At 65.3% G+C, this 17,493-nt stretch carries 16 protein-coding genes; 6 read left to right on the forward strand and 10 right to left on the reverse strand.

Annotated features, from left to right (window positions below):
* Nucleotides 1-117: 117 nt before the first annotated feature.
* The 10 genes from recF to ABMA46_RS05325 form a co-directional block, all read right to left on the reverse strand.
* Nucleotides 118-1,260 carry a DNA replication/repair protein RecF gene (recF, locus tag ABMA46_RS05280; protein ID WP_348998260.1) on the reverse strand — a complete coding sequence of 381 codons (1,143 nt, stop codon included), beginning with the start codon at nt 1,258-1,260 and terminating at the stop codon, nt 118-120.
* Nucleotides 1,261-1,272: 12 nt separating this feature from the next.
* A complete protein-coding gene (dnaN, locus tag ABMA46_RS05285) occupies nt 1,273-2,391 on the reverse strand; it encodes a DNA polymerase III subunit beta (protein ID WP_348998541.1) in 1,119 nt (372 codons plus the stop codon).
* 222 nt (nt 2,392-2,613) lie between these two features.
* Nucleotides 2,614-4,086 (reverse strand): chromosomal replication initiator protein DnaA, encoded by a 1,473-nt coding sequence (gene dnaA, locus ABMA46_RS05290; protein WP_425475699.1) that lies wholly within the window; start codon nt 4,084-4,086, stop codon nt 2,614-2,616.
* Between the two features lie 856 nt (nt 4,087-4,942).
* Complete coding sequence (gene rpsT / locus ABMA46_RS05295) at nt 4,943-5,209, reverse strand: 30S ribosomal protein S20 (protein ID WP_348998262.1); 267 nt, start codon at nt 5,207-5,209, stop codon at nt 4,943-4,945.
* A gap of 526 nt (nt 5,210-5,735) precedes the next feature.
* On the reverse strand, nt 5,736-6,509 hold the full coding sequence (locus ABMA46_RS05300; RefSeq protein WP_348998263.1) for an enoyl-CoA hydratase: 774 nt from the start codon (nt 6,507-6,509) through the stop codon (nt 5,736-5,738).
* A gap of 36 nt (nt 6,510-6,545) precedes the next feature.
* Nucleotides 6,546-7,436: a bifunctional DNA-formamidopyrimidine glycosylase/DNA-(apurinic or apyrimidinic site) lyase gene (mutM, locus tag ABMA46_RS05305; protein WP_348998264.1), complete on the reverse strand. Its 891-nt coding sequence runs from the start codon at nt 7,434-7,436 to the stop codon at nt 6,546-6,548.
* Nucleotides 7,429-8,670, reverse strand: a complete 1,242-nt coding sequence (locus tag ABMA46_RS05310) for a phosphopentomutase (RefSeq protein WP_348998265.1) — start codon at nt 8,668-8,670, stop codon at nt 7,429-7,431. The genes mutM and ABMA46_RS05310 overlap by 8 nt, the downstream gene beginning before the upstream one ends.
* A gap of 145 nt (nt 8,671-8,815) precedes the next feature.
* Nucleotides 8,816-9,460, reverse strand: a complete 645-nt coding sequence (locus ABMA46_RS05315) for a TadE/TadG family type IV pilus assembly protein (protein WP_348998266.1) — start codon at nt 9,458-9,460, stop codon at nt 8,816-8,818.
* Between the two features lie 61 nt (nt 9,461-9,521).
* Nucleotides 9,522-10,103: a TadE/TadG family type IV pilus assembly protein gene (locus ABMA46_RS05320; RefSeq protein ID WP_348998267.1), complete on the reverse strand. Its 582-nt coding sequence runs from the start codon at nt 10,101-10,103 to the stop codon at nt 9,522-9,524.
* 145 nt (nt 10,104-10,248) lie between these two features.
* Nucleotides 10,249-10,668, reverse strand: a complete 420-nt coding sequence (locus tag ABMA46_RS05325; RefSeq protein ID WP_348998268.1) for a pilus assembly protein N-terminal domain-containing protein — start codon at nt 10,666-10,668, stop codon at nt 10,249-10,251.
* A gap of 177 nt (nt 10,669-10,845) precedes the next feature.
* Between ABMA46_RS05325 and ABMA46_RS05330 the strand changes: the two genes are divergently transcribed.
* From ABMA46_RS05330 to ABMA46_RS05355, 6 genes are all read left to right on the forward strand, one after another.
* Nucleotides 10,846-11,364 carry an A24 family peptidase gene (locus ABMA46_RS05330; RefSeq protein WP_348998269.1) on the forward strand — a complete coding sequence of 173 codons (519 nt, stop codon included), beginning with the start codon at nt 10,846-10,848 and terminating at the stop codon, nt 11,362-11,364.
* 185 nt (nt 11,365-11,549) lie between these two features.
* Nucleotides 11,550-12,365: a Flp pilus assembly protein CpaB gene (gene cpaB, locus ABMA46_RS05335; RefSeq protein WP_348998270.1), complete on the forward strand. Its 816-nt coding sequence runs from the start codon at nt 11,550-11,552 to the stop codon at nt 12,363-12,365.
* Entirely contained in the window at nt 12,362-13,873 is a 1,512-nt protein-coding gene (locus ABMA46_RS05340; protein ID WP_348998271.1) for a type II and III secretion system protein family protein, read from the forward strand. Before cpaB ends, ABMA46_RS05340 begins: the two co-directional genes overlap by 4 nt.
* Nucleotides 13,874-13,887: 14 nt before the next feature.
* On the forward strand, nt 13,888-14,625 hold the full coding sequence (locus ABMA46_RS05345; protein WP_425475690.1) for a CpaD family pilus assembly protein: 738 nt from the start codon (nt 13,888-13,890) through the stop codon (nt 14,623-14,625).
* 27 nt (nt 14,626-14,652) lie between these two features.
* Nucleotides 14,653-15,936: a CpaE/TadZ family protein gene (locus tag ABMA46_RS05350; RefSeq protein ID WP_348998273.1), complete on the forward strand. Its 1,284-nt coding sequence runs from the start codon at nt 14,653-14,655 to the stop codon at nt 15,934-15,936.
* A gap of 26 nt (nt 15,937-15,962) precedes the next feature.
* The gene (locus tag ABMA46_RS05355; protein WP_348998274.1) at nt 15,963-17,465 is read left to right on the forward strand and encodes a TadA family conjugal transfer-associated ATPase; all 1,503 of its coding nucleotides are present in this window, start codon (nt 15,963-15,965) and stop codon (nt 17,463-17,465) included.
* Nucleotides 17,466-17,493 lie beyond the last annotated feature (28 nt).

Consider the following 17,493-nt stretch of genomic DNA (forward strand, 5'->3'; position numbering starts at 1 on the left):
GCCAACGCTGGGGATATTAGGGCGAAAGTGGTGTCGGCGTCTCCCTCCCCCTTGTGGGGAGGGGCTAGGGGTGGGGGTGCTGGACGGCCGGGTTTAAGGAGGTGAACCCGCAATGAATCAGTACCCTTCCGTCGGCGAAACCGCGCCATGTCCCACGGTCAGGAACTGCGCCCGGCCCTCGAGGCTGGAGAACAGGGCGGCGTCGGTGCCGGTCATGAAGGTCTGGCCGCCGAGGTCCTCGATGATGGAAAACAGCGCCGCGCGGCGGCCGGCGTCGAGATGGGCGGCGATCTCGTCGAGCAGCAGGATCGGCACCATGCCCGCCATCTCGCCGGTCAGCCGCGCATGCGACAGCGCGATGCCGACCAGCAGCGCCTTCTGTTCGCCGGTGGAACAAAGCTCCGCCGGCATGTCCTTCGGCCGGTGCCGCACCATCAGGTCGGAGCGGTGCGGCCCGTCCAGCGTGCGCCCGGCGGCGCGGTCGCGGGCGCGGCCATGCGCCAGCGCCTGGCGGAACTTCTCCTCGATCTCGACCGCCGGCAACCGGCCGGCATCGGCTTCGAGGTCGCCGGCAATGCCGATGTCGGCCTGCGGGAAGGGGCCGTCGGAGGGCAGTTTTTCGATTATTGCCGCCAGCAGGCGCACCAGTTCGGCGCGCGCGGCCGCGATCGCCACGCCCGTCTCCACCATCTGCGCCTCGATCGCGTCGAACCAGTTGTCGTCGCGCGAGCCTTCGGCCAAAAGCCGGTTGCGCCCGCGCATGGCCTTCTCGTAGTCGAGCGCGCGTTGGCCGTGCTGCGGGTCGATCGCCAGCACCAGCCGGTCGAGATAGCGGCGCCGGTCACCCGCCGGGCCGCGGAACAGCGAATCCATCGCCGGCGTCAGCCAGGCCACGCGCAGCCATTCCAGCAGCGCGTCGGCAGAGCGCGCCGATGCTGCGTTGATGCGCACCTTGCGCCCGCCATCGCCCGCCGCCTCGCCGCCGCTCACGCCGGTGCCGATCTCGACGTCGCCCGCCTCGCTCTCCAGGCCGGCGTGCACGGCAAAACCGCTGTCGCCGCCCTCGCGCGCGATCTCGCCATAGGCGGCGCGGCGCAGGCCACGGCCGGGCGTCAGCAACGACACGGCTTCGAGCAGATTGGTCTTGCCGGCGCCGTTGTCGCCCGTCAGCACAACCATGCCGGGCGACAGGTCGAGAGAAAGCGCCGCGTAGTTGCGGAAGTTGCTCAGCGTCAGGCGCGTAATGTGCGGGGCGTGCACAGGGATCGCGGGCTACACCCGCATCGGCATGAGAACGTAGAGCGTGTTCTCGTCGCTGGTGTCGTAGATGAGCGTCGGCGAGCCGGCGTCGGCGAGCATGAACTTGGCGTCGCCGCCGGCGAGCTGGCTCGCCACGTCCAGCAGGTAGCGGGCGTTGAAACCGATCTCGAGCGGATCGGAGGAATAGTCGGCCGCGAGTTCTTCGGTGGCGCTGCCGGAATCGGGGTTGTTGACGGCCAGCGTCATCTGGCCTTCCGTCATCGACAGCTTGACCGCGCGGCCGCGCTCCGAGGAGATGGTCGAGACGCGGTCGACGGCGGCGGCGAAGCTCTGCCGGTCGATGATCATCTGCTTGTCGTTGCCGGTCGGGATGACGCGCTGGTAGTCGGGGAAGGTGCCGTCGATCAGCTTGGAGGTCAGTACCACCGAGCCGATAGTGAAGCGGATCTTGGTGTCGGACAGTTCCGTCGTCACCGCGACGTCGGGATCGTCGAGGAGTTTCTGGAGTTCGCTCACCGTCTTGCGCGGAATGATGACGCCCGGCATGCCTTCCGAGCCGGCCGGCGCTTCCATCTCGGCGCGCGCCAGCCGGTGACCGTCGGTCGCGACCGAGCGCAGCTTGAGCTTTCCGCCGGCTTCCACGGCATGGAGATAGATGCCGTTGAGATAGTAGCGTGTCTCCTCCGTGGAGATGGCGAACTGGGTCTTGTCGACGAGCGTCCTGAGCGCCGTCGAATCCAGCCGGAAGATGTGGGAGAACGAGCCGGCCGAAAGTTCGGGGAAATCCGACTGCGGCAGACACTGCAGGCGGAAGCTCGACCGGCCCGACGTCACCGTCATGGCGTTGCCGTCCTCGTCGGTTTTGAGCATGACCTCCGCGCCTTCGGCCAGCTTGCGCACGATGTCGTAGAGCAGGTGGGCGGGCACGGTGGTGGCGCCGCCTTGCTCGACCTTGGCCGGCGTCGCCTCGGTGATCTCGAGGTCGAGGTCGGTCGCCTTCATCTCGAGGCTGGCGCCGTCCGCCGAGAGCAGGACGTTCGACAGGATCGGAATGGTGTTGCGCCGCTCCACCACGCGATGGACGTGGTTGAGGGACTTCAAAAGGTTCGACCGTTCCAGGATGACGCGCATGACGACAGGCTCGCTTCGACTGACAAAGCGGGTCTCCGGCATGCGGGGTCCCGCGACTTGCTTCCAACTCGTTCGAAATTCCGGTCAGACTGACAAGAAAACCCCTTGAAAAGCAAGCCCGCGACGCCGGTTGCGACCGAACGCGCGGGCTTTGTCGGGGATAACCGGCGCGGCGATGCCCGGCCGTCGCCGGTTGTCGTCCAGGACGCCTGCGAAAGCCCCTCAGGCCTGGTCGTTGATCAGCCGCCGCAACAGCTCCAGTTCCTGCGCCAGCGTGTTGTCGGCGCCCGACAGGCCCTCGATCTTGCGCACCGCGTGCAGCACAGTGGTATGGTCGCGGCCGCCGAAGCGCCGGCCGATCTCGGGGAGCGAACGCGGCGTCATCACCTTGGAAAGATACATCGCCACCTGGCGCGGCTTGACGATGGTGCGCGTGCGCCGGTTGGACAGCAGCTCCGTCTTCGACACGTTGTAGTGGCGCGCCACGATGCGCTGGATATCCTCGATGCGCACCCGCTTCGGCTCGCCGCTGCGGTAGATATGGCCGAGGATCTCGTCGATGCGCTCGACCGTGATCTGCTCGAAGGACTGGCGGAACAGCAGCTGGTTGAAGGCGCCTTCAAGTTCGCGCCCGCTGGCCGTCACGGTGCGCGCCACATGCGCCAGGATGTCCTCGCAGATGTCGAGCGAAGGATCGTCGGTCTTGGCGGCCGCCAGCCTCAGCTTCAGCATGCTGAGGCGCATGCCGTAGTCGGGCGCGGCCATTTCCAGCGCGACGCCGCCATTGAGGCGCGAGCGCACGCGCGGCTCCAGCGACTCCAGCTCGGACGGCGGCCGGTCGGCGGCCACCACCACCTGCTTGGCGCTGTCGAGCAGCATGTTGATCAGGTGGCAGAACTCGTGCTGGATCGACTTGCCCTGCAGGAACTGCATGTCGTCGATGATCAGGAGGTCGATGTCACGCAGTTGCTCCTTCAGCGTCAGCGCGTTGTTGTCACGGATGGCGGTGGCGAAGCGCCACATGAAATACTCCGCCGTCAGGTAGACGACGCGCGACTTCGGGTTCTGCTTGAGCGACTCCGCGGCGATCGCCTGCAGAAGGTGGGTCTTGCCCAGCCCTACCGAGGCATGGAGGAACAGCGGATTGAACCGCACGGCGCTCGGCGCCTGCTCGGCCACGGCCTTGGCCGCCGCGAAGGCGACGCGGTTCGACGGGCCTTCGATGAAGGAGGAGAAGGTGTAGCGGCCGTCGAGGGGCGAGCCGAGGACGCTGTGGCGATGCTCGCCGCTCTCGGCCCCGCCATGCAGCGCCGGTGCGCGATCCTGCCTGCCGCCGAGCGTGCCGGTGGCGAGCGCCGTCTGCGCCTTGCTGGCGATCTTGCGGGCCGGCGCCGGTTCGACGTCGATCGCCTTGGTCTGGCGCGTCGCGGTGCGCACCACGATGTCGACCTTGAGGATGTCGGGGTCTTCGTGCTTCCACAATTCGGCGATCAGGTCGCCATAGTGGCCGGTGATCCAGGAGCGCAGGAACGCCGTCGGCACGGACATGCGCACCACGCCCTTGGAGGCTTCGGCCAGCTTCATGCGGCCGAACCAGCTGGAATAGACCTCGCTGCCCAGCCGCGCCTTCAACTGCGTCCTGACGCGCTCGAACCGGTGATCGGCCTCGCTGCCCGCGTTGTTTCCTTCCGCCATGTTCTCAACAAAAGCGAAGTTGCCGCCTGTCTCCCTGCCGATAGCGTTCTGCATTGTGTTCCTCGTTTTTCTTGCCTCGTCCGCCGAACCGTCGGGCTTATGCGCCCGCTCTCTTCCGGCACCTGTCGACCGTGGCTCCCGCCGCCGCTGGCGAAAAGCCGCTGCCATGTTTCACGCGCCGCCCGCGAAGCGCGGCGCGTCGGTGGGATCAAGGCGCAACAAAACCTCCGGCGAATGCCGGTCGAAATGCCGCCAAGGTACTTACGGACCCCCTGATCCCCACGCATGTCGAAAGGCACACCCCACCCGTTCACGGACTTTCGTCCGCGCCACAAACGTTACCGATTTTGGCTGGGTCGAGGGCCAACGGCCCGTCCCTTTCGATGGACCGACACTACAAAAATCGCTGTGGAGAGGGCAAGGTCGGGTCTAACGGATTTTTAACGAATCTGGTTAGCCTGAGAGGTCTCCGATCCGTCCTGCCGGCGACTGCCCGAGACAAAGCTCTTGTGATTCAAAACCTTTTTCCCGGAATGTGAAAAAGCGCGCCCAGGGCAAAAAATATTTTAATATTTTTCTTGACACGGAATTGTCCCCTTTCCGTCACACCCGCCGTGAGTAACTTGTGGATGACCTCTCGTAACAAATTGAAAATGCGATAGTTTTTCTGCCGCGGATTACCTCGGGCAGGCGCGATCAAATGTAAGGAATTTTGAATATGCCGGCAAAATTCCGGGCCTGTCCGGGACGGCGCTTCAGCGGGTCTTGCGGCTTAAAATTTTAAGTCCTTGCCGGCAAAAGAAAAACCCGGCGCGAGCGCCGGGCTTCCTGAAATTCGAATATGCTGCGAGGCGGCTCAGGCGCTCAGCGTCTTGACCCTGTGAGCGAGTCGCGAAACCTTGCGGGACGCCGTGTTGCGGTGCAGCACGCCTTTGGTGGCGGCGCGCATCAATTCCGGCTGTGCGGCTTTCAGGGCGGCTTCCGCCGCGGCCTTGTCGCCGGAGGCCAGCGCCTCTTCGACCTGGCGGACATAGGTACGAACGCGCGAGCGGCGGTTCTTGTTGATCGCGGCGCGACGGGCGATCTTGCGCGTTGCCTTTTTGGCCGACGAGGTATTGGCCATGATGCCTCTCTTCCGATCTCTTCTGGGGTGGCCGCGCGGCAGGCCGCAAGGCGCAAAAAACAAACGGGCAGCCACGGGCCGCCTCGGTTGGTGCGGCTTATAGTGCAGCTTGATCGACGCGTCAACGCCGACAGGCGCCTTTTTGCGGACTCGCGGTGGGGCAAGTCACCCCACTCCGGTTTACTTCGCAAACGACCTCTCCTCTGCCGAGCGAAGGGCTATCGCATATGAAATTTTCATCGAGGGTCGCGGACAGGAACCCCACCCCTGACCCCTCCCCTCAAGGGGGAGGGGAATTTTGCGGTGCTGCCACAATCCACCAACGTTGCCGATCTAAGACGAAACGGGGTGTCGGCGTCTCCCTCCCCCTTGAGGAGAGGGGTCAGGGGTGGGGGTACAACGCCATATGCGATAGCCCTGCCGTCGAACGGGGGAGAGGTAGCCGCGAAGCGCACGGAGCGGGGGGTCGGATCGCCGTCACAGTTCCGGATTCAGGAACACGATGACTGCCCCGTCCCGGTGAACCCTACCGGTTGCGGAATTCCGGTTTGCGCTTCTCCACGAAGGCCGCCATTCCTTCCTTCTGGTCCTCCAGCGCGAACATGGAGTGGAACAGGCGCCGCTCGAATCGCAATCCCTCGGCGAGCGTCGTCTCGAAGCTGCGGTTGACCGCCTCCTTGGCCATGATGACGGCCGGCAGCGAGAACTCGGCGATCTTCTGCGCGGCTTTCAGCGACTCGTCGACAAGATCCGCCGCCGGCACCACCCGCGAGACCAGGCCGGAGCGCTCGGCCTCGGCCGCATCCATCATGCGCCCGGTCAGCACCATGTCCATCGCCTTCGACTTGCCGACGAAGCGCGTCAGGCGCTGCGAGCCGCCCATGCCGGGCATGACGCCGAGCGTGATCTCGGGCTGACCGAATTTGGCGCTGTCGGCGGCGATGATGAAATCGCACATCATCGCCAGTTCGCAGCCGCCGCCGAGTGCATAGCCGGCGACCGCGGCGATGATCGGCTTGCGTGCCCGCGTCAGCTCTTCCCAGCCGACGAAGAAGTCGCCAAGATAGGCGTCCACGTAGGTCTTGGCCTGCATCTCCTTGATGTCGGCGCCGGCCGCGAAGGCCTTTTCGGACCCGGTGACGACCATCGCGCCGACGCTCTCGTCGGCGTCGAACGCCTGCACGGCCGCCACGAGCTCGGCCAGCACCTGCGAATTGAGCGCGTTGAGCGCCTTCGGCCGGTTGAGCGTGATCAGGCCCACCTTGCCGCGGGTTTCGCTGATGATGGTCTCGTAGGCCATGCCCGGTCCTCCGTCTTCGGTTTTTCTCGGCCTACATCACTTCTGGCAGGTGCGACAATAGAATGTGGAGCGCCCGGACTGGACGATCCGCTCGACATGGCCGCCGCAGCCGGGGGTAGGGCAGGGCGCGCCCTCGCGGTCGTAGACGGCGAAGGAGTGCTGGAAGTAGCCGAGCGAGCCGTCCGCATGGGCATAGTCGCGCAGCGACGAGCCGCCCGCCGCGATCGCATCGGCAATGACGGCGCGGATCGACGTTGCCAGCGCGTCCGCCATCTCGCGCGACTTGCCGCTCGCCTTGCCGAGCGTGCCGGCGGCCCTGAGCGGCGACAGATGCGCCCGCCACAGCGCCTCGCACACATAGATGTTGCCGAGCCCTGCGATGGTCGTCTGATCGAGCAGCGCCGCCTTCAGCGGGGCCTTGCGGTCCTTCAGCATGGCGGCGAGGTGGGCACCGTCGAGACTGTTGCCGGTCGGTTCGATGCCGAGATCGCGCAGCATCGGATGCTCGTCCGGCGGTCCTTCTGAAAACAGCATGAAGCCGAAACGGCGCGGATCGTTGAAGACGATGCGGGCCGGCGGGCCTTGTCTCGGCTCGACATGGAACACGACATGGTCATGCGCGGCGTTCCTGGAGCGCTCGTGATGGAACGTGCCCGGCTGCCGGCTGTCCTGGTCCTGCTCGATGCGGAACGATCCCGACATGCCGAGATGGCAGATCAGCACCGGACCGCCTTGCAGATGGACGAGCAGGTACTTCGCGCGCCGCCCGAGCGCCTCCACGCGCTTGCCCTCCAGCCTTGCGGCGAAACGGTCGGGCAGGGGAAACCGCAGGTCGGGCCGGCGCGCCTCCACCCGCACGATGCGCGCGCCCTCCAGCACCGGCTGCAATCCGCGCCGGACGGTTTCGACCTCCGGCAGTTCAGGCATTGCCGCGCAGCGTGTTCAGGAAAGAGGTGCCGTGCTTGCCGGCGGGAATTCCCAGATGCTCGGCGACCGTTTCGCCGATATCGGAGAAGGTGGGCCGCAGCCCGACGTCGCCGCCCTTCATTCCGGGCGCGATGCCTATGACGGGGATGCGCTCGCGCGTGTGGTCGGTGCCGCGCCAGGTCGGGTCGTTGCCGTGATCGGCTGTCAGCACGAAGAGGTCGCCGGGCTTCAGCATTTGCAGCGCCTCGGGCAGGCGCCGGTCGAACGCCTCCAGCGCCGCCGCGTAGCCCGGCACGTCGCGGCGGTGGCCGAATTCGGTGTCGAAGTCGACGAAATTGGCGAACACGAAGTCGCCGTCAGCGGCATCGGCGATGCCCGTCAGGGCGTGATCGAACATGGCCATGTTGCCGGCGCCCTTGCGCACCTCCGAGATGCCGCGATGGGCGAAGATGTCGCCGATCTTGCCGATGGCGATGACCTTGCCGCCCTGTGCGACCACCCGGTCGAGCAGGGTCGGCTCGGGCGGCGGCACGGAAAAATCCTTGCGGTGAGGCGTGCGAATAAAGGTCTCGCGGGTCTCGCCCACGAAAGGCCGGGCGATCACGCGGCCGATATGCAGCGGGTCGCACAGGCGCCGCACCACCTTGCAGAAATCGTAGAGGCGCTGGAGCCCGAAATGCTCCTCATGCGCGGCGATCTGCAGAACGGAGTCGACGGAAGTGTAGCAGATCGGCATGCCGGTGCGGATATGCTCCTCGCCGAAATCCTCGATGACCGTCGTTCCCGGCGCGTGGCGATTGGCGAGGATGCCCGGCACCCCGCCCTCCCGGATCATCGCTTCCGTCAGTTCGGCCGGAAAGGCGGGAACGGTGTCGGGGAAATACCCCCAGTCGAAGCGGGCCGGCAGGCCGGCGATCTCCCAATGGCCGGACGGCGTGTCCTTGCCGCTGGACACTTCCTGCGCGGCGCCGTGGAAGCTCGACTCCAGCCGTTGGCCGGTCTCGCCGTCGAAGGAAAATCCGCTGCCCAGCCTGGCGGCGTCCACCAGACCCAGCGCCGTCATGGCGGGAAGACGCAGCGGTCCCTTGCGCAAGCCTTCGCGGTCGCCGCGGCCGGCGGCGCAGGCCTGCGCGATATGCCCGAACGTATCCGCGCCGTCATCGCCGTAGCGTGCGGCGTCTGCTGCGCCGCCGATGCCGAAGGAGTCGAGAACGAAGACGAAAGCGCGCGCCATGCAGGATCATGTCCATGAAACGTGCAAGACATAGGCTCGCCGACTGCGCTTGGCAAATGACGGAGGGGCAGGAGGCGAAGCCGGCTCGGCCTGCCTCGGGATGAATTTGCCGTCCGGTCGTGCCGCGGCGCCCGGGAGGGCGACGTCACTTGTAACAGTCGGAACAGGTGATGGCCGCGGTCATGCGCGGGCGCAGGTAATAGGTCTCGCCCATCGAGATGCTGTCGAATGCGCCGGTCAGGCCGAGGAAGGATTTGTCGTTCGCGGACCAGGTGATGACGGGTTTGTAAGCAAGCTGGCCTTCCACACGCACCAGGAAGGTGTTCTTGACCAGCAGCGAGGCCGGCACGGTGATCTTGCTGTCCTTCGCCTCCGCGGCGCTCGAAGCGCCGTTGACGACCTTTCTCGACCAGTCGACGGTGGCTTTCGGCGAGGCCTCGTCGGAAATCTTGATTCCGGTGATGATGATCGTCGGCTTCGATCGCTGGTAGGGCAGCAGCGTCGAATCGGCGATCTTCATGATCGCGTCGAGATCGTCCTTGGTGACCGCGCCCTGCTGCTGCGTGACGAGGTCGGCGACCATCGAGGAGACGCGGTTCAGCTTCTTGTTGGTTTCGATCGCCTGCGAGGCCTCCATGGTGAGGAAGTACAACGCGAGCAGGATCGGCGCGATAAGGGCGAATTCGATCGCTGCGATGCCGCGGCGATCGCGCCCGAAGCCGGCGACGCCGGCGCGGACCCCCGTGCGAACCCTTGCAAACAGTTCCTGTGCCCCCGCACGAAACGACATCGTCCTGTCCTTTCCCCGCTTCCCGCAAGCTTTCTGAATGCGTCCCAGTCTTGAATGCGCTCTAGTCGTCGAACGGTTCGTTCTGCCAGGTGACGGACGCATAGTGCAGCGTCGCGTTGTCGTTGAGATTGGCCAGCGACTTGGCCATGAAATCGGTCATCACCGGCCATTTGTAGAAGACCCTCAGCATGTTCTTGGTCGTCGACACGCCGGGATCGACGACGAACTGCTTGGGGTCCCTGGCGCCGTTCTTCGTCAGCACGACATCGCCGTCGGCTATCGTGAAGCGCAGGGAGGCCGCGTCCGTGAACGTGTCGAAATGGCGCAGGTCGATCGACAGGCGCTGGGTGCAGCTTTGCCCTGCCATGATGCTCAGCTTGTCGCAGATCAGGTCCTTCAATTGGTCGCCATTGACCTGTGCGGCCTTGAGCTGGCCGGTGCGAAGCTCGCGCGCCACGTCGTCGGTCGCGTTGGCCATGACCTCCTGGCTGGCGAAGGAGATGCAGCTTTCCAATATGGCGAAGACCAGCAGGGCGAAGGGAATCGCCAGCGCGGTGAATTCGATCGCCGTGCTGCCGCTGCGATCGCGCAGAAAGCCGGCGATCCTACGCGTTGCCCTCGACGATCGATTTTCGTCAGCCATGTCCGTTGCCTGTCCCGTTCGACAATGACGGGACTGTAGACGAAACCGATTGAAGTCCGGTTTGGATGGTCGGTAAACTTGCAGGAAGTCCGCTTACGACAGGTTAACCAGCCCGGCCGGCGGGCGCGCGGGTCGCGTCGGCCCGTTATTGTCCCGCGCTCATCTCGGCCTCGGAGGCCTTTTCGGCGTCCGACTTGTAGGAGCTTTCGCAATAGGGCGAGCACGACATCGTCTGCACCTGCGAGCGGCGGTAGATGCGCACTGTGGAATTGCTTCCGCGCGTGACGGTGACCTGCTCATCGATGATGGGGGCGCCGTCCTGGTCGAGGACCACGAGATTGGTGACCCCGAATCCCTTGCCGGTCAGCACCAGCGTCGACGCGTCCTGGACCGCGGCGTCGGCGATCGCGGGATTGCCGACGACGACCGTGTCGGCGGCGCGCGCCAGCTTGACGATCTTGGCCTGGTTCATGACCACTTCGATGCCGGCTTGCGCATGCGCCGGCGCGACCGACAGCGCGGCAATCGCCGCGCCTGCGATCAGGTACGATCTCGAGAAGCTCATCTGCGACCCCGCGACAAAACTGCTCAACGGACAATGAACGAGATTGGTGAACCAAGCGTTAAGCGAAGGGTCAGGGCAGGCAGAACCGGCGCAATTTCAAGCGCGCGGCTCATCGATCCTTAACGGAATTGCGCTAGGAGGAAGGAGAACCGTGATCGCAATCGTCCGGCGGGTACCATGCTCGAAGCGCTGATTTTCGTCGTCTTTCCTTTCTGCATGCTGTTCGCGGCCATCTCGGACGCCCTGTCCATGACGATCGCCAACCGCGTGCCGCTGCTGCTCCTGGCCGCCTTCGCGGTGGTCGCGCCGCTGACGGGAATGGCCTGGTCCGATTTCGGCCTGCATTTCGCGGCAGGCGCCGCCGTCCTGGTCGTGACCTTCGGCCTGTTCGCCCTCGGCGGGATGGGCGGAGGCGACGCGAAATTGCTGGCCGCGACCTCCGTCTGGATGGGGCTGAATTTCTGCCTGCTTCAGTATCTGGTCACGTCGGCGATGCTCGGCGGCCTGCTGACCATCGGTATCCTGGCCTATAGAAAGTCCACCATCGCGGTCTTCACGCGTCACAGCCCGGTCCTGCATCATTTCGCCAACGAGAAGGGCGGAGTGCCCTACGGCATCGCGCTTGGCCTGGGCGGTCTGATTTCCTATCCCGATTCGCCGCTCATGCTGTGGGCCTTGCACCAGCTCGCGAGCTGAGGTCCGACGTATTCTTCAAGAAAAGGGCGGCAAAGGCCGCCTTTTTTGTTGCGGCGGCAATCAGTAGAATTCGTATAAACGTTAAATTAATCACGATCGTAAGCATTGCATTAACCCTAATTTGACGATTGGCGCTGCAATGTCTGGCCTGGCTAGGTGGTTTGCCAGGGGCGAGGTTCGGACAGATGCCAGCATCTCGGCTGATAATATTGAGCGTGGCGGTCGCCGCGGCCGGCGGCGCCGGCTACGTGGCGAAGAAGATGGTGGTTCCCCCGCCGCCGGTGGTGGAGAGCGGCAAGAAGCAGCCGTCGATCCCGCTGCAGGACGTTCTCGTCCTTTCCGGCGACGTGCCGATGGGCACCACGCTGGGCAGCAATATCGGATGGGAGCGCTGGCCGGCCGACAACGTCAACGCCAACTTCATAACGCGCGCCAACGATCCCGAAGCCGTCGACCAGTTGAAGAATTCGGTCGCGCGGGTGGCGATGTACAGCGGTGAACCGGTTCGCCGCTCCAAGCTGATCGGCGAGGGCCAGAGCTTCATGTCGTCGATCCTGCCGTCCGGCACGCGCGCCGTGGCGACGTCGATCGCGGCAGACACCTCGGCGGGCGGCTTCATCCTGCCCAACGACTATGTCGACGTCATCATGACCCGGCGGGCCGACGCCCAGAACGGCGGCGCGTCCTCCGGCTTCATCACCGAGACGATCCTGAAGAACATCAAGGTGCTGGCGATCGACCAGACGATCCAGGAAGATGAGGAAGGCAAGAAGACGCGCGTCGGCCAGACCGCCACGCTCGAGCTGACCCCGCAGCAGGCCGAGATCATCACGGTCGCGCAGCAGATGGCCGACCGCCTGACGCTGGCGCTTCGCCCCATCACCGACGCGCAGGAGAAGGTGACCGACGAGGCCGACTACCTGGTTTCGGGCAACGGCCGCCGGGGCACGGTACGTCTCATCAAATCCGGCGAAATTTCCGAAGTAGGGGCAAGGAAATGAGGTTGAACGCTAAAACGCGGGTCGCGCTGGCCGCCGTCGGCTTGCTTCTTGCAGGCGCCCCCCTGACGGTTTCCGATGCGCTGGCCGCCGGCAAGGCCGCAGTAGGCACCTCCGTGGCGTCGCAGCGCATCAAGCTGGGGCTCAACAAGTCGGTGGTCATCGACCTGCCCGCCGACGCCTACGACATCCTGGTCGCCAATCCGGCGGTCGCCGACGCCGTCACGCGCACGTCGCGGCGCATCTACCTGTTCGGCAAGGCGGTCGGCCAGACCAACATCTTCGTGTTCGGCCCCAACGGCGAGCAGATCGTCAGCCTCGACCTCGATATCGAGCGCGACGTCGCCGGCCTTGAGCGCAACCTCAAGCGCTTCATTCCGGGGTCGGACATCCATGTCGAGCTCGTCAACGACAACGTCGTCCTGACGGGCACGGTCGATACCCCGCTGGACGCCAAGCGCGCCGTCGATCTCGCCAACGCCTTCGTCACCGGCGGCGAGGCGACGACGGGCCAGTATTCGCAGACCGCCGCCGGCGGTTCGGCCGACAGCGGCGTCGACATCAACAACCCGGACTCGACCCGCCAGAAGAGCGCCATCATCAACCTGCTGCAGATCATCGGCGACGATCAGGTCACCTTGAAGGTGACGGTCGCCGAGGTCAGCCGCAACGTGATGAAGCAGCTCGGCGTCAACATGATCGGCAACGGCGGCTCGAACGGCATCACCTGGGGCGCCGTCAGCGCGCAGCAGTTCGGTCTCGGCATGCCGATGACGGGGTCCACCAGCCCGACCTTCTCGCTGGGATCGAGCAACCTCTCCGGCTACCTCAACGCCATGGAGCAGGCCGGTGCCATGAAGACGCTGGCCGAACCCACGCTGACAGCGGTGTCCGGCGAAAAGGCCACGTTCAAGGTCGGCGGCGAGTTCAACATGATCTCGGGCTATACCGAGAACAAGTCGGACGACAACCGCGACGGCGACCCGACCTACAGCCATGAGAAGATCGAGTACGGCATCGGTCTGGAATTCCAGCCCGTCGTCCTGTCGCCAGGCCGCATCAGCCTGAAGGTGAGGACCAGCGTCTCGGAACCGACCAACGAGGGAGCCGTGGTGGCCGGCGGCGGCAGCGTCATTTCACTGCGCAAGCGCCTTGCCGACACGACGATCGAGCTGCCCTCCGGCGGATCGATGATGATTGCCGGCCTGGTTCGCGACGACGTGCGCCAGGTCCTGACGGGCCTCCCCGGCGTCTCCAAGATCCCGGTGCTCGGAACGCTCTTCCGCAGCCGCGACTTCGTCCGCAACGAGACGGAACTCGTCGTCATCGTGACGCCATACCTGTCGCGCCCGGTCGCGCGCAACGACCTGGCCAAGCCGGACGACAACTTCACGCCGGCAAGCGACGGCGCGGGCATGTTCCTTGGCCGCGTCAACCGCGTCTACGGCACCATGCAGACCGACCTGCCTGCCGGGCGCTATCACGGCGTCGTCGGCTTCATCTACAAGTAATGCGGGGAATGGACATGTCTGTTTCAACTTTCAAGGCAAGCGCCTTCGCCGCTCAGCTGAGCGCCGATCGGCTGCGGATATCCGGATTGGTTCTTCCCCTCCTGGCGGTCGGCGCGGTCGCGCTTCTGTCGGGATGCGCCAATCGCGACTCCATCACCGTCGGCTCCGTGCCGGACGACTACCGGACCAATCATCCGATCGTCATTTCGGAGAAGGACGAGCATATCGACCTGCCGGTGGGCGCCAGCGACCGGGGCATGACCAAGTCGCAGCGCGAGACGCTCGCCGGCTTCCTCGACGGCTATGACCGCAGCGCAGCACCCGTGCTGACCATCGCGGCGCCGTCGGGGTCCGCCAACCAGTCGGCCGCGCGCGCGGTGGCGCATGACTTCAAGCGGCTGGCCGTCGCCAGCGGCGTTCGCGCCAACCGCATCGCCATGATCTCCTATGAAGCCTCCTCGGCGGAGCTCTCCGCGCCGGTGCGCGTCGCCTTCGTTTCGATGCGCGCCCAGACCGACAAATGCGGGCGCTGGCCGGCGGACATGCTGGAGACGAGCGAGAACAAGCATTACGCCGATTTCGGCTGCTCCTACCAGAACAACCTCGCCGCCCAGGTCGCCAATCCCGCCGACCTGCTCGGACCGCGCAAGCAGACCGAGATCGATGCCGAGAACCGCGACAAGGTGATCGACGTCTACCGCAACCGGGCGATTTCCGACGAGTTCCTCGGCAATTCCGAGGTCGATTACTAAGCCGCATTTCTCCAAGAGAGAGCAGCCATGAGCAACGTTGCCTACGACGCCGCCGCCGAAGCCGAAGAGACCACCGCGCAGACCGTGGCGGCCATGCAGGCGCTGCGGCCGATCCCGCGCATTTCCGTCCAGGCCTTCTGCGAGACGGAAGGCGTCGCCGGCCCGATCGAACGCGCCGGCGAGGACCGGCGCATGGCGAAGGCGCATCTGAAGGTGCATATGGGCGGGATACCCACGGCGATCGAATTCTACCAGTCGGCGCCGACCCCGAACCTGATCGTGCTGGAATCCCGCGCCGAGCCGAAGGAACTGCTGGCCCAGCTCGGCCGGCTTGCCGAACATTGCGATCCGACCACCAAGGTGGTCGTCATCGGCCACTACAACGATGTCGGGCTCTACCGCGAGCTCATCCGTTCCGGCATTTCGGAATACGTCATCGCGCCGATCTCGATGGTCGACATCGTCAGCGTCATCTCGACCATTTTCGTCGATCCGGAAGCCGAGCCGATCGGCCGGTCGATCGCCTTCGTCGGCGCCAAGGGCGGCGTCGGCTCCTCGACCATCGCGCACAACGTCGCCTGGACGATGTCTTCGCTGTTCAAGTCGGAAGTGGTCGTGGCCGATCTCGACCTCGCCTTCGGCACCGCCAACATCAATTTCGACCAGGACCCGGCGCAGGGCATCGCCGAGGCGGTGTTCGCGCCGGAGCGGATCGACGAGGTCTATCTCGACCGTCTTCTGGCCCAGTGCGCCGAGCACCTGTCGCTGCTCGCCGCGCCCTCGACGCTCGACCGGGTCTACGACTTCGATTCGGAAGCCTTCACGCAGATCATCGACACCGCGCAGCGCAGCGCGCCCATGCTGGTCCTGGACGTGCCGCATATCTGGAGCGGATGGTCCAAGACCGTCCTCATGAAGGCGGACGACGTGGTCATCACCGTCACGCCCGAACTGGCCAACCTGCGCAACGCCAAGAACCTGGTGGACATGCTCGCCAAGCTGCGCCCCAACGATCCCGCGCCGAAGCTGATCATCAACCAGGCCGGCGTGCCGAAGCGGCCCGAAATCTCCGTCGAGGATTTCGCCGAGCCGCTGGGCATCACGCCGATGGCGGTCATTCCGTTCGAGCCGCTCCTGTTCGGCAAAGCCGCCAATAACGGCCGCATGCTCGGCGAGATGGACGCCAAGAGCCCGATCGTCGGCACGATCGGCGAGATCGCGCATGTGCTCACCGGCCGAAGCGAGCTCAAGGCCAGGAAGAAGCCCGGCCTCGGCAGCCTCATCGACAAGCTCAAGCGCAACAAGAAGTGATCCCGTCGAGAAACCGGTAATCGATCATGTTTGGCAAAAGAGGCAATGACGACGGCAGCCGGGCGATCCCGGAGTTCCGGCAGCCCGCGGCGCCCGAACCGGCGCCGGTGGCCGCGCCGGCTGCGTCCGCCGAGGCGCTGACCGTCCCGAGGGCGCCGGCGCCGACGGCGGTTCCCGTCGCGCCGCGGCGTGCCGTCGAGGCGCCGCCGCTCGCCGCCGAGCCGAGGAAGACGCAACGCGAGAAGTCCGAAAGCTACTACGACACCAAGAGCCAGGTCTTTTCCGCGCTCATCGACACGATCGACCTGTCGCAACTCGCCAAGCTCGATCCCGAGAGCGCGCGCGAGGAAATCCGCGACATCGTCAACGACATCATCGCGATCAAGAATTTCGCGATGTCGATCTCCGAGCAGGAGGAACTGCTCGAGGACATCTGCAACGACGTTCTCGGCTACGGACCGCTGGAGCCGCTGCTGGCGCGCGACGACATCGCCGACATCATGGTCAACGGCTCGCGCAACGTCTACATCGAAGTGAACGGCAAGGTCGAGCAGACCGGCATCCGCTTCCGCGACAACCAGCAGCTTCTCAACATCTGCCAGCGCATCGTCAGCCAGGTCGGCCGGCGCGTCGACGAGAGCTCGCCGATCTGCGACGCGCGCCTGCCCGACGGCTCGCGCGTCAACGTCATCGCGCCGCCGCTCGCCATCGACGGCACCGCGCTCACCATCCGCAAGTTCAAGAAGGACAAGCTCACCCTCGACCAGTTGGTCAAGTTCGGCTCGATCTCGCCGCAGGGCGCCGAGGTCCTCAAGATCATCGGCCGGGTGCGCTGCAACGTCGTCATTTCCGGCGGTACCGGCTCGGGCAAGACGACCTTGCTCAACTGCCTGACCAACTATATCGACCGCGACGAGCGCGTCATCACCTGCGAGGATTCGGCGGAACTGCAATTGCAGCAGCCCCATGTCGTGCGCCTGGAAACCCGCCCGCCGAACCTGGAGGGCGAGGGCGAGGTGACCATGCGCGACCTGGTCAAGAACTGCCTGCGTATGCGTCCCGAGCGCATTATCGTCGGCGAGGTGCGCGGACCCGAGGTGTTCGACCTGTTGCAGGCCATGAACACCGGCCACGACGGCTCGATGGGCACGATCCACTCCAACAGCCCGCGCGAATGCCTGAACCGCATGGAATCGATGATCGCCATGGGCGGTTTCTCGCTGCCGCAGAGAACGGTGCGCGAGATCATCGTCGGCTCCATCGATGTCATCGTCCAGGCGGCGCGCCTGCGCGACGGCTCGCGCCGCATCACCCACATCACCGAAGTGGTCGGCATGGAAGGCGACGTGGTCATCACCCAGGACCTGGTCGTCTACAACATCAAGGGCGAAGACCAGAACGGCCGCCTCATCGGCGAGCACGTCTCGACCGGCATCGGCCGGCCGCATTTCTGGGATCGTGCCCGCTATTACGGCGAGGAACAGCGGCTCGCCAATGCGCTGGAAGCGATGGAGAAACGCGCTGACTGAGTTTCCGCAAGGCGCAGGGGCTTTCGCC

Origin of the sequence: Mesorhizobium hunchu (assembly GCF_040081975.1) — a bacterium.
Taxonomy (GTDB): domain Bacteria; phylum Pseudomonadota; class Alphaproteobacteria; order Rhizobiales; family Rhizobiaceae; genus Mesorhizobium; species Mesorhizobium hunchu.

What these genes read in the sequence shown, in the direction of transcription:
- ABMA46_RS05345 (WP_425475690.1), top strand. Translation starts at nt 13,888, where the DNA reads ATGTCTGTTTCAACTTTCAAGGCAAGCGCCTTCGCCGCTCAGCTGAGC.
- ABMA46_RS05355 (WP_348998274.1), top strand. Translation starts at nt 15,963, where the DNA reads ATGTTTGGCAAAAGAGGCAATGACGACGGCAGCCGGGCGATCCCGGAG.
- ABMA46_RS05330 (WP_348998269.1), top strand. Translation starts at nt 10,846, where the DNA reads ATGCTCGAAGCGCTGATTTTCGTCGTCTTTCCTTTCTGCATGCTGTTC.
- rpsT (WP_348998262.1), bottom strand. Translation starts at nt 5,209, where the DNA reads ATGGCCAATACCTCGTCGGCCAAAAAGGCAACGCGCAAGATCGCCCGT.
- dnaA (WP_425475699.1), bottom strand. Translation starts at nt 4,086, where the DNA reads ATGGCGGAAGGAAACAACGCGGGCAGCGAGGCCGATCACCGGTTCGAG.
- ABMA46_RS05325 (WP_348998268.1), bottom strand. Translation starts at nt 10,668, where the DNA reads ATGAGCTTCTCGAGATCGTACCTGATCGCAGGCGCGGCGATTGCCGCG.
- mutM (WP_348998264.1), bottom strand. Translation starts at nt 7,436, where the DNA reads ATGCCTGAACTGCCGGAGGTCGAAACCGTCCGGCGCGGATTGCAGCCG.
- dnaN (WP_348998541.1), bottom strand. Translation starts at nt 2,391, where the DNA reads ATGCGCGTCATCCTGGAACGGTCGAACCTTTTGAAGTCCCTCAACCAC.
- ABMA46_RS05300 (WP_348998263.1), bottom strand. Translation starts at nt 6,509, where the DNA reads ATGGCCTACGAGACCATCATCAGCGAAACCCGCGGCAAGGTGGGCCTG.
- ABMA46_RS05350 (WP_348998273.1), top strand. Translation starts at nt 14,653, where the DNA reads ATGAGCAACGTTGCCTACGACGCCGCCGCCGAAGCCGAAGAGACCACC.
- ABMA46_RS05340 (WP_348998271.1), top strand. Translation starts at nt 12,362, where the DNA reads ATGAGGTTGAACGCTAAAACGCGGGTCGCGCTGGCCGCCGTCGGCTTG.
- ABMA46_RS05315 (WP_348998266.1), bottom strand. Translation starts at nt 9,460, where the DNA reads ATGTCGTTTCGTGCGGGGGCACAGGAACTGTTTGCAAGGGTTCGCACG.
- cpaB (WP_348998270.1), top strand. Translation starts at nt 11,550, where the DNA reads ATGCCAGCATCTCGGCTGATAATATTGAGCGTGGCGGTCGCCGCGGCC.
- ABMA46_RS05310 (WP_348998265.1), bottom strand. Translation starts at nt 8,670, where the DNA reads ATGGCGCGCGCTTTCGTCTTCGTTCTCGACTCCTTCGGCATCGGCGGC.
- ABMA46_RS05320 (WP_348998267.1), bottom strand. Translation starts at nt 10,103, where the DNA reads ATGGCTGACGAAAATCGATCGTCGAGGGCAACGCGTAGGATCGCCGGC.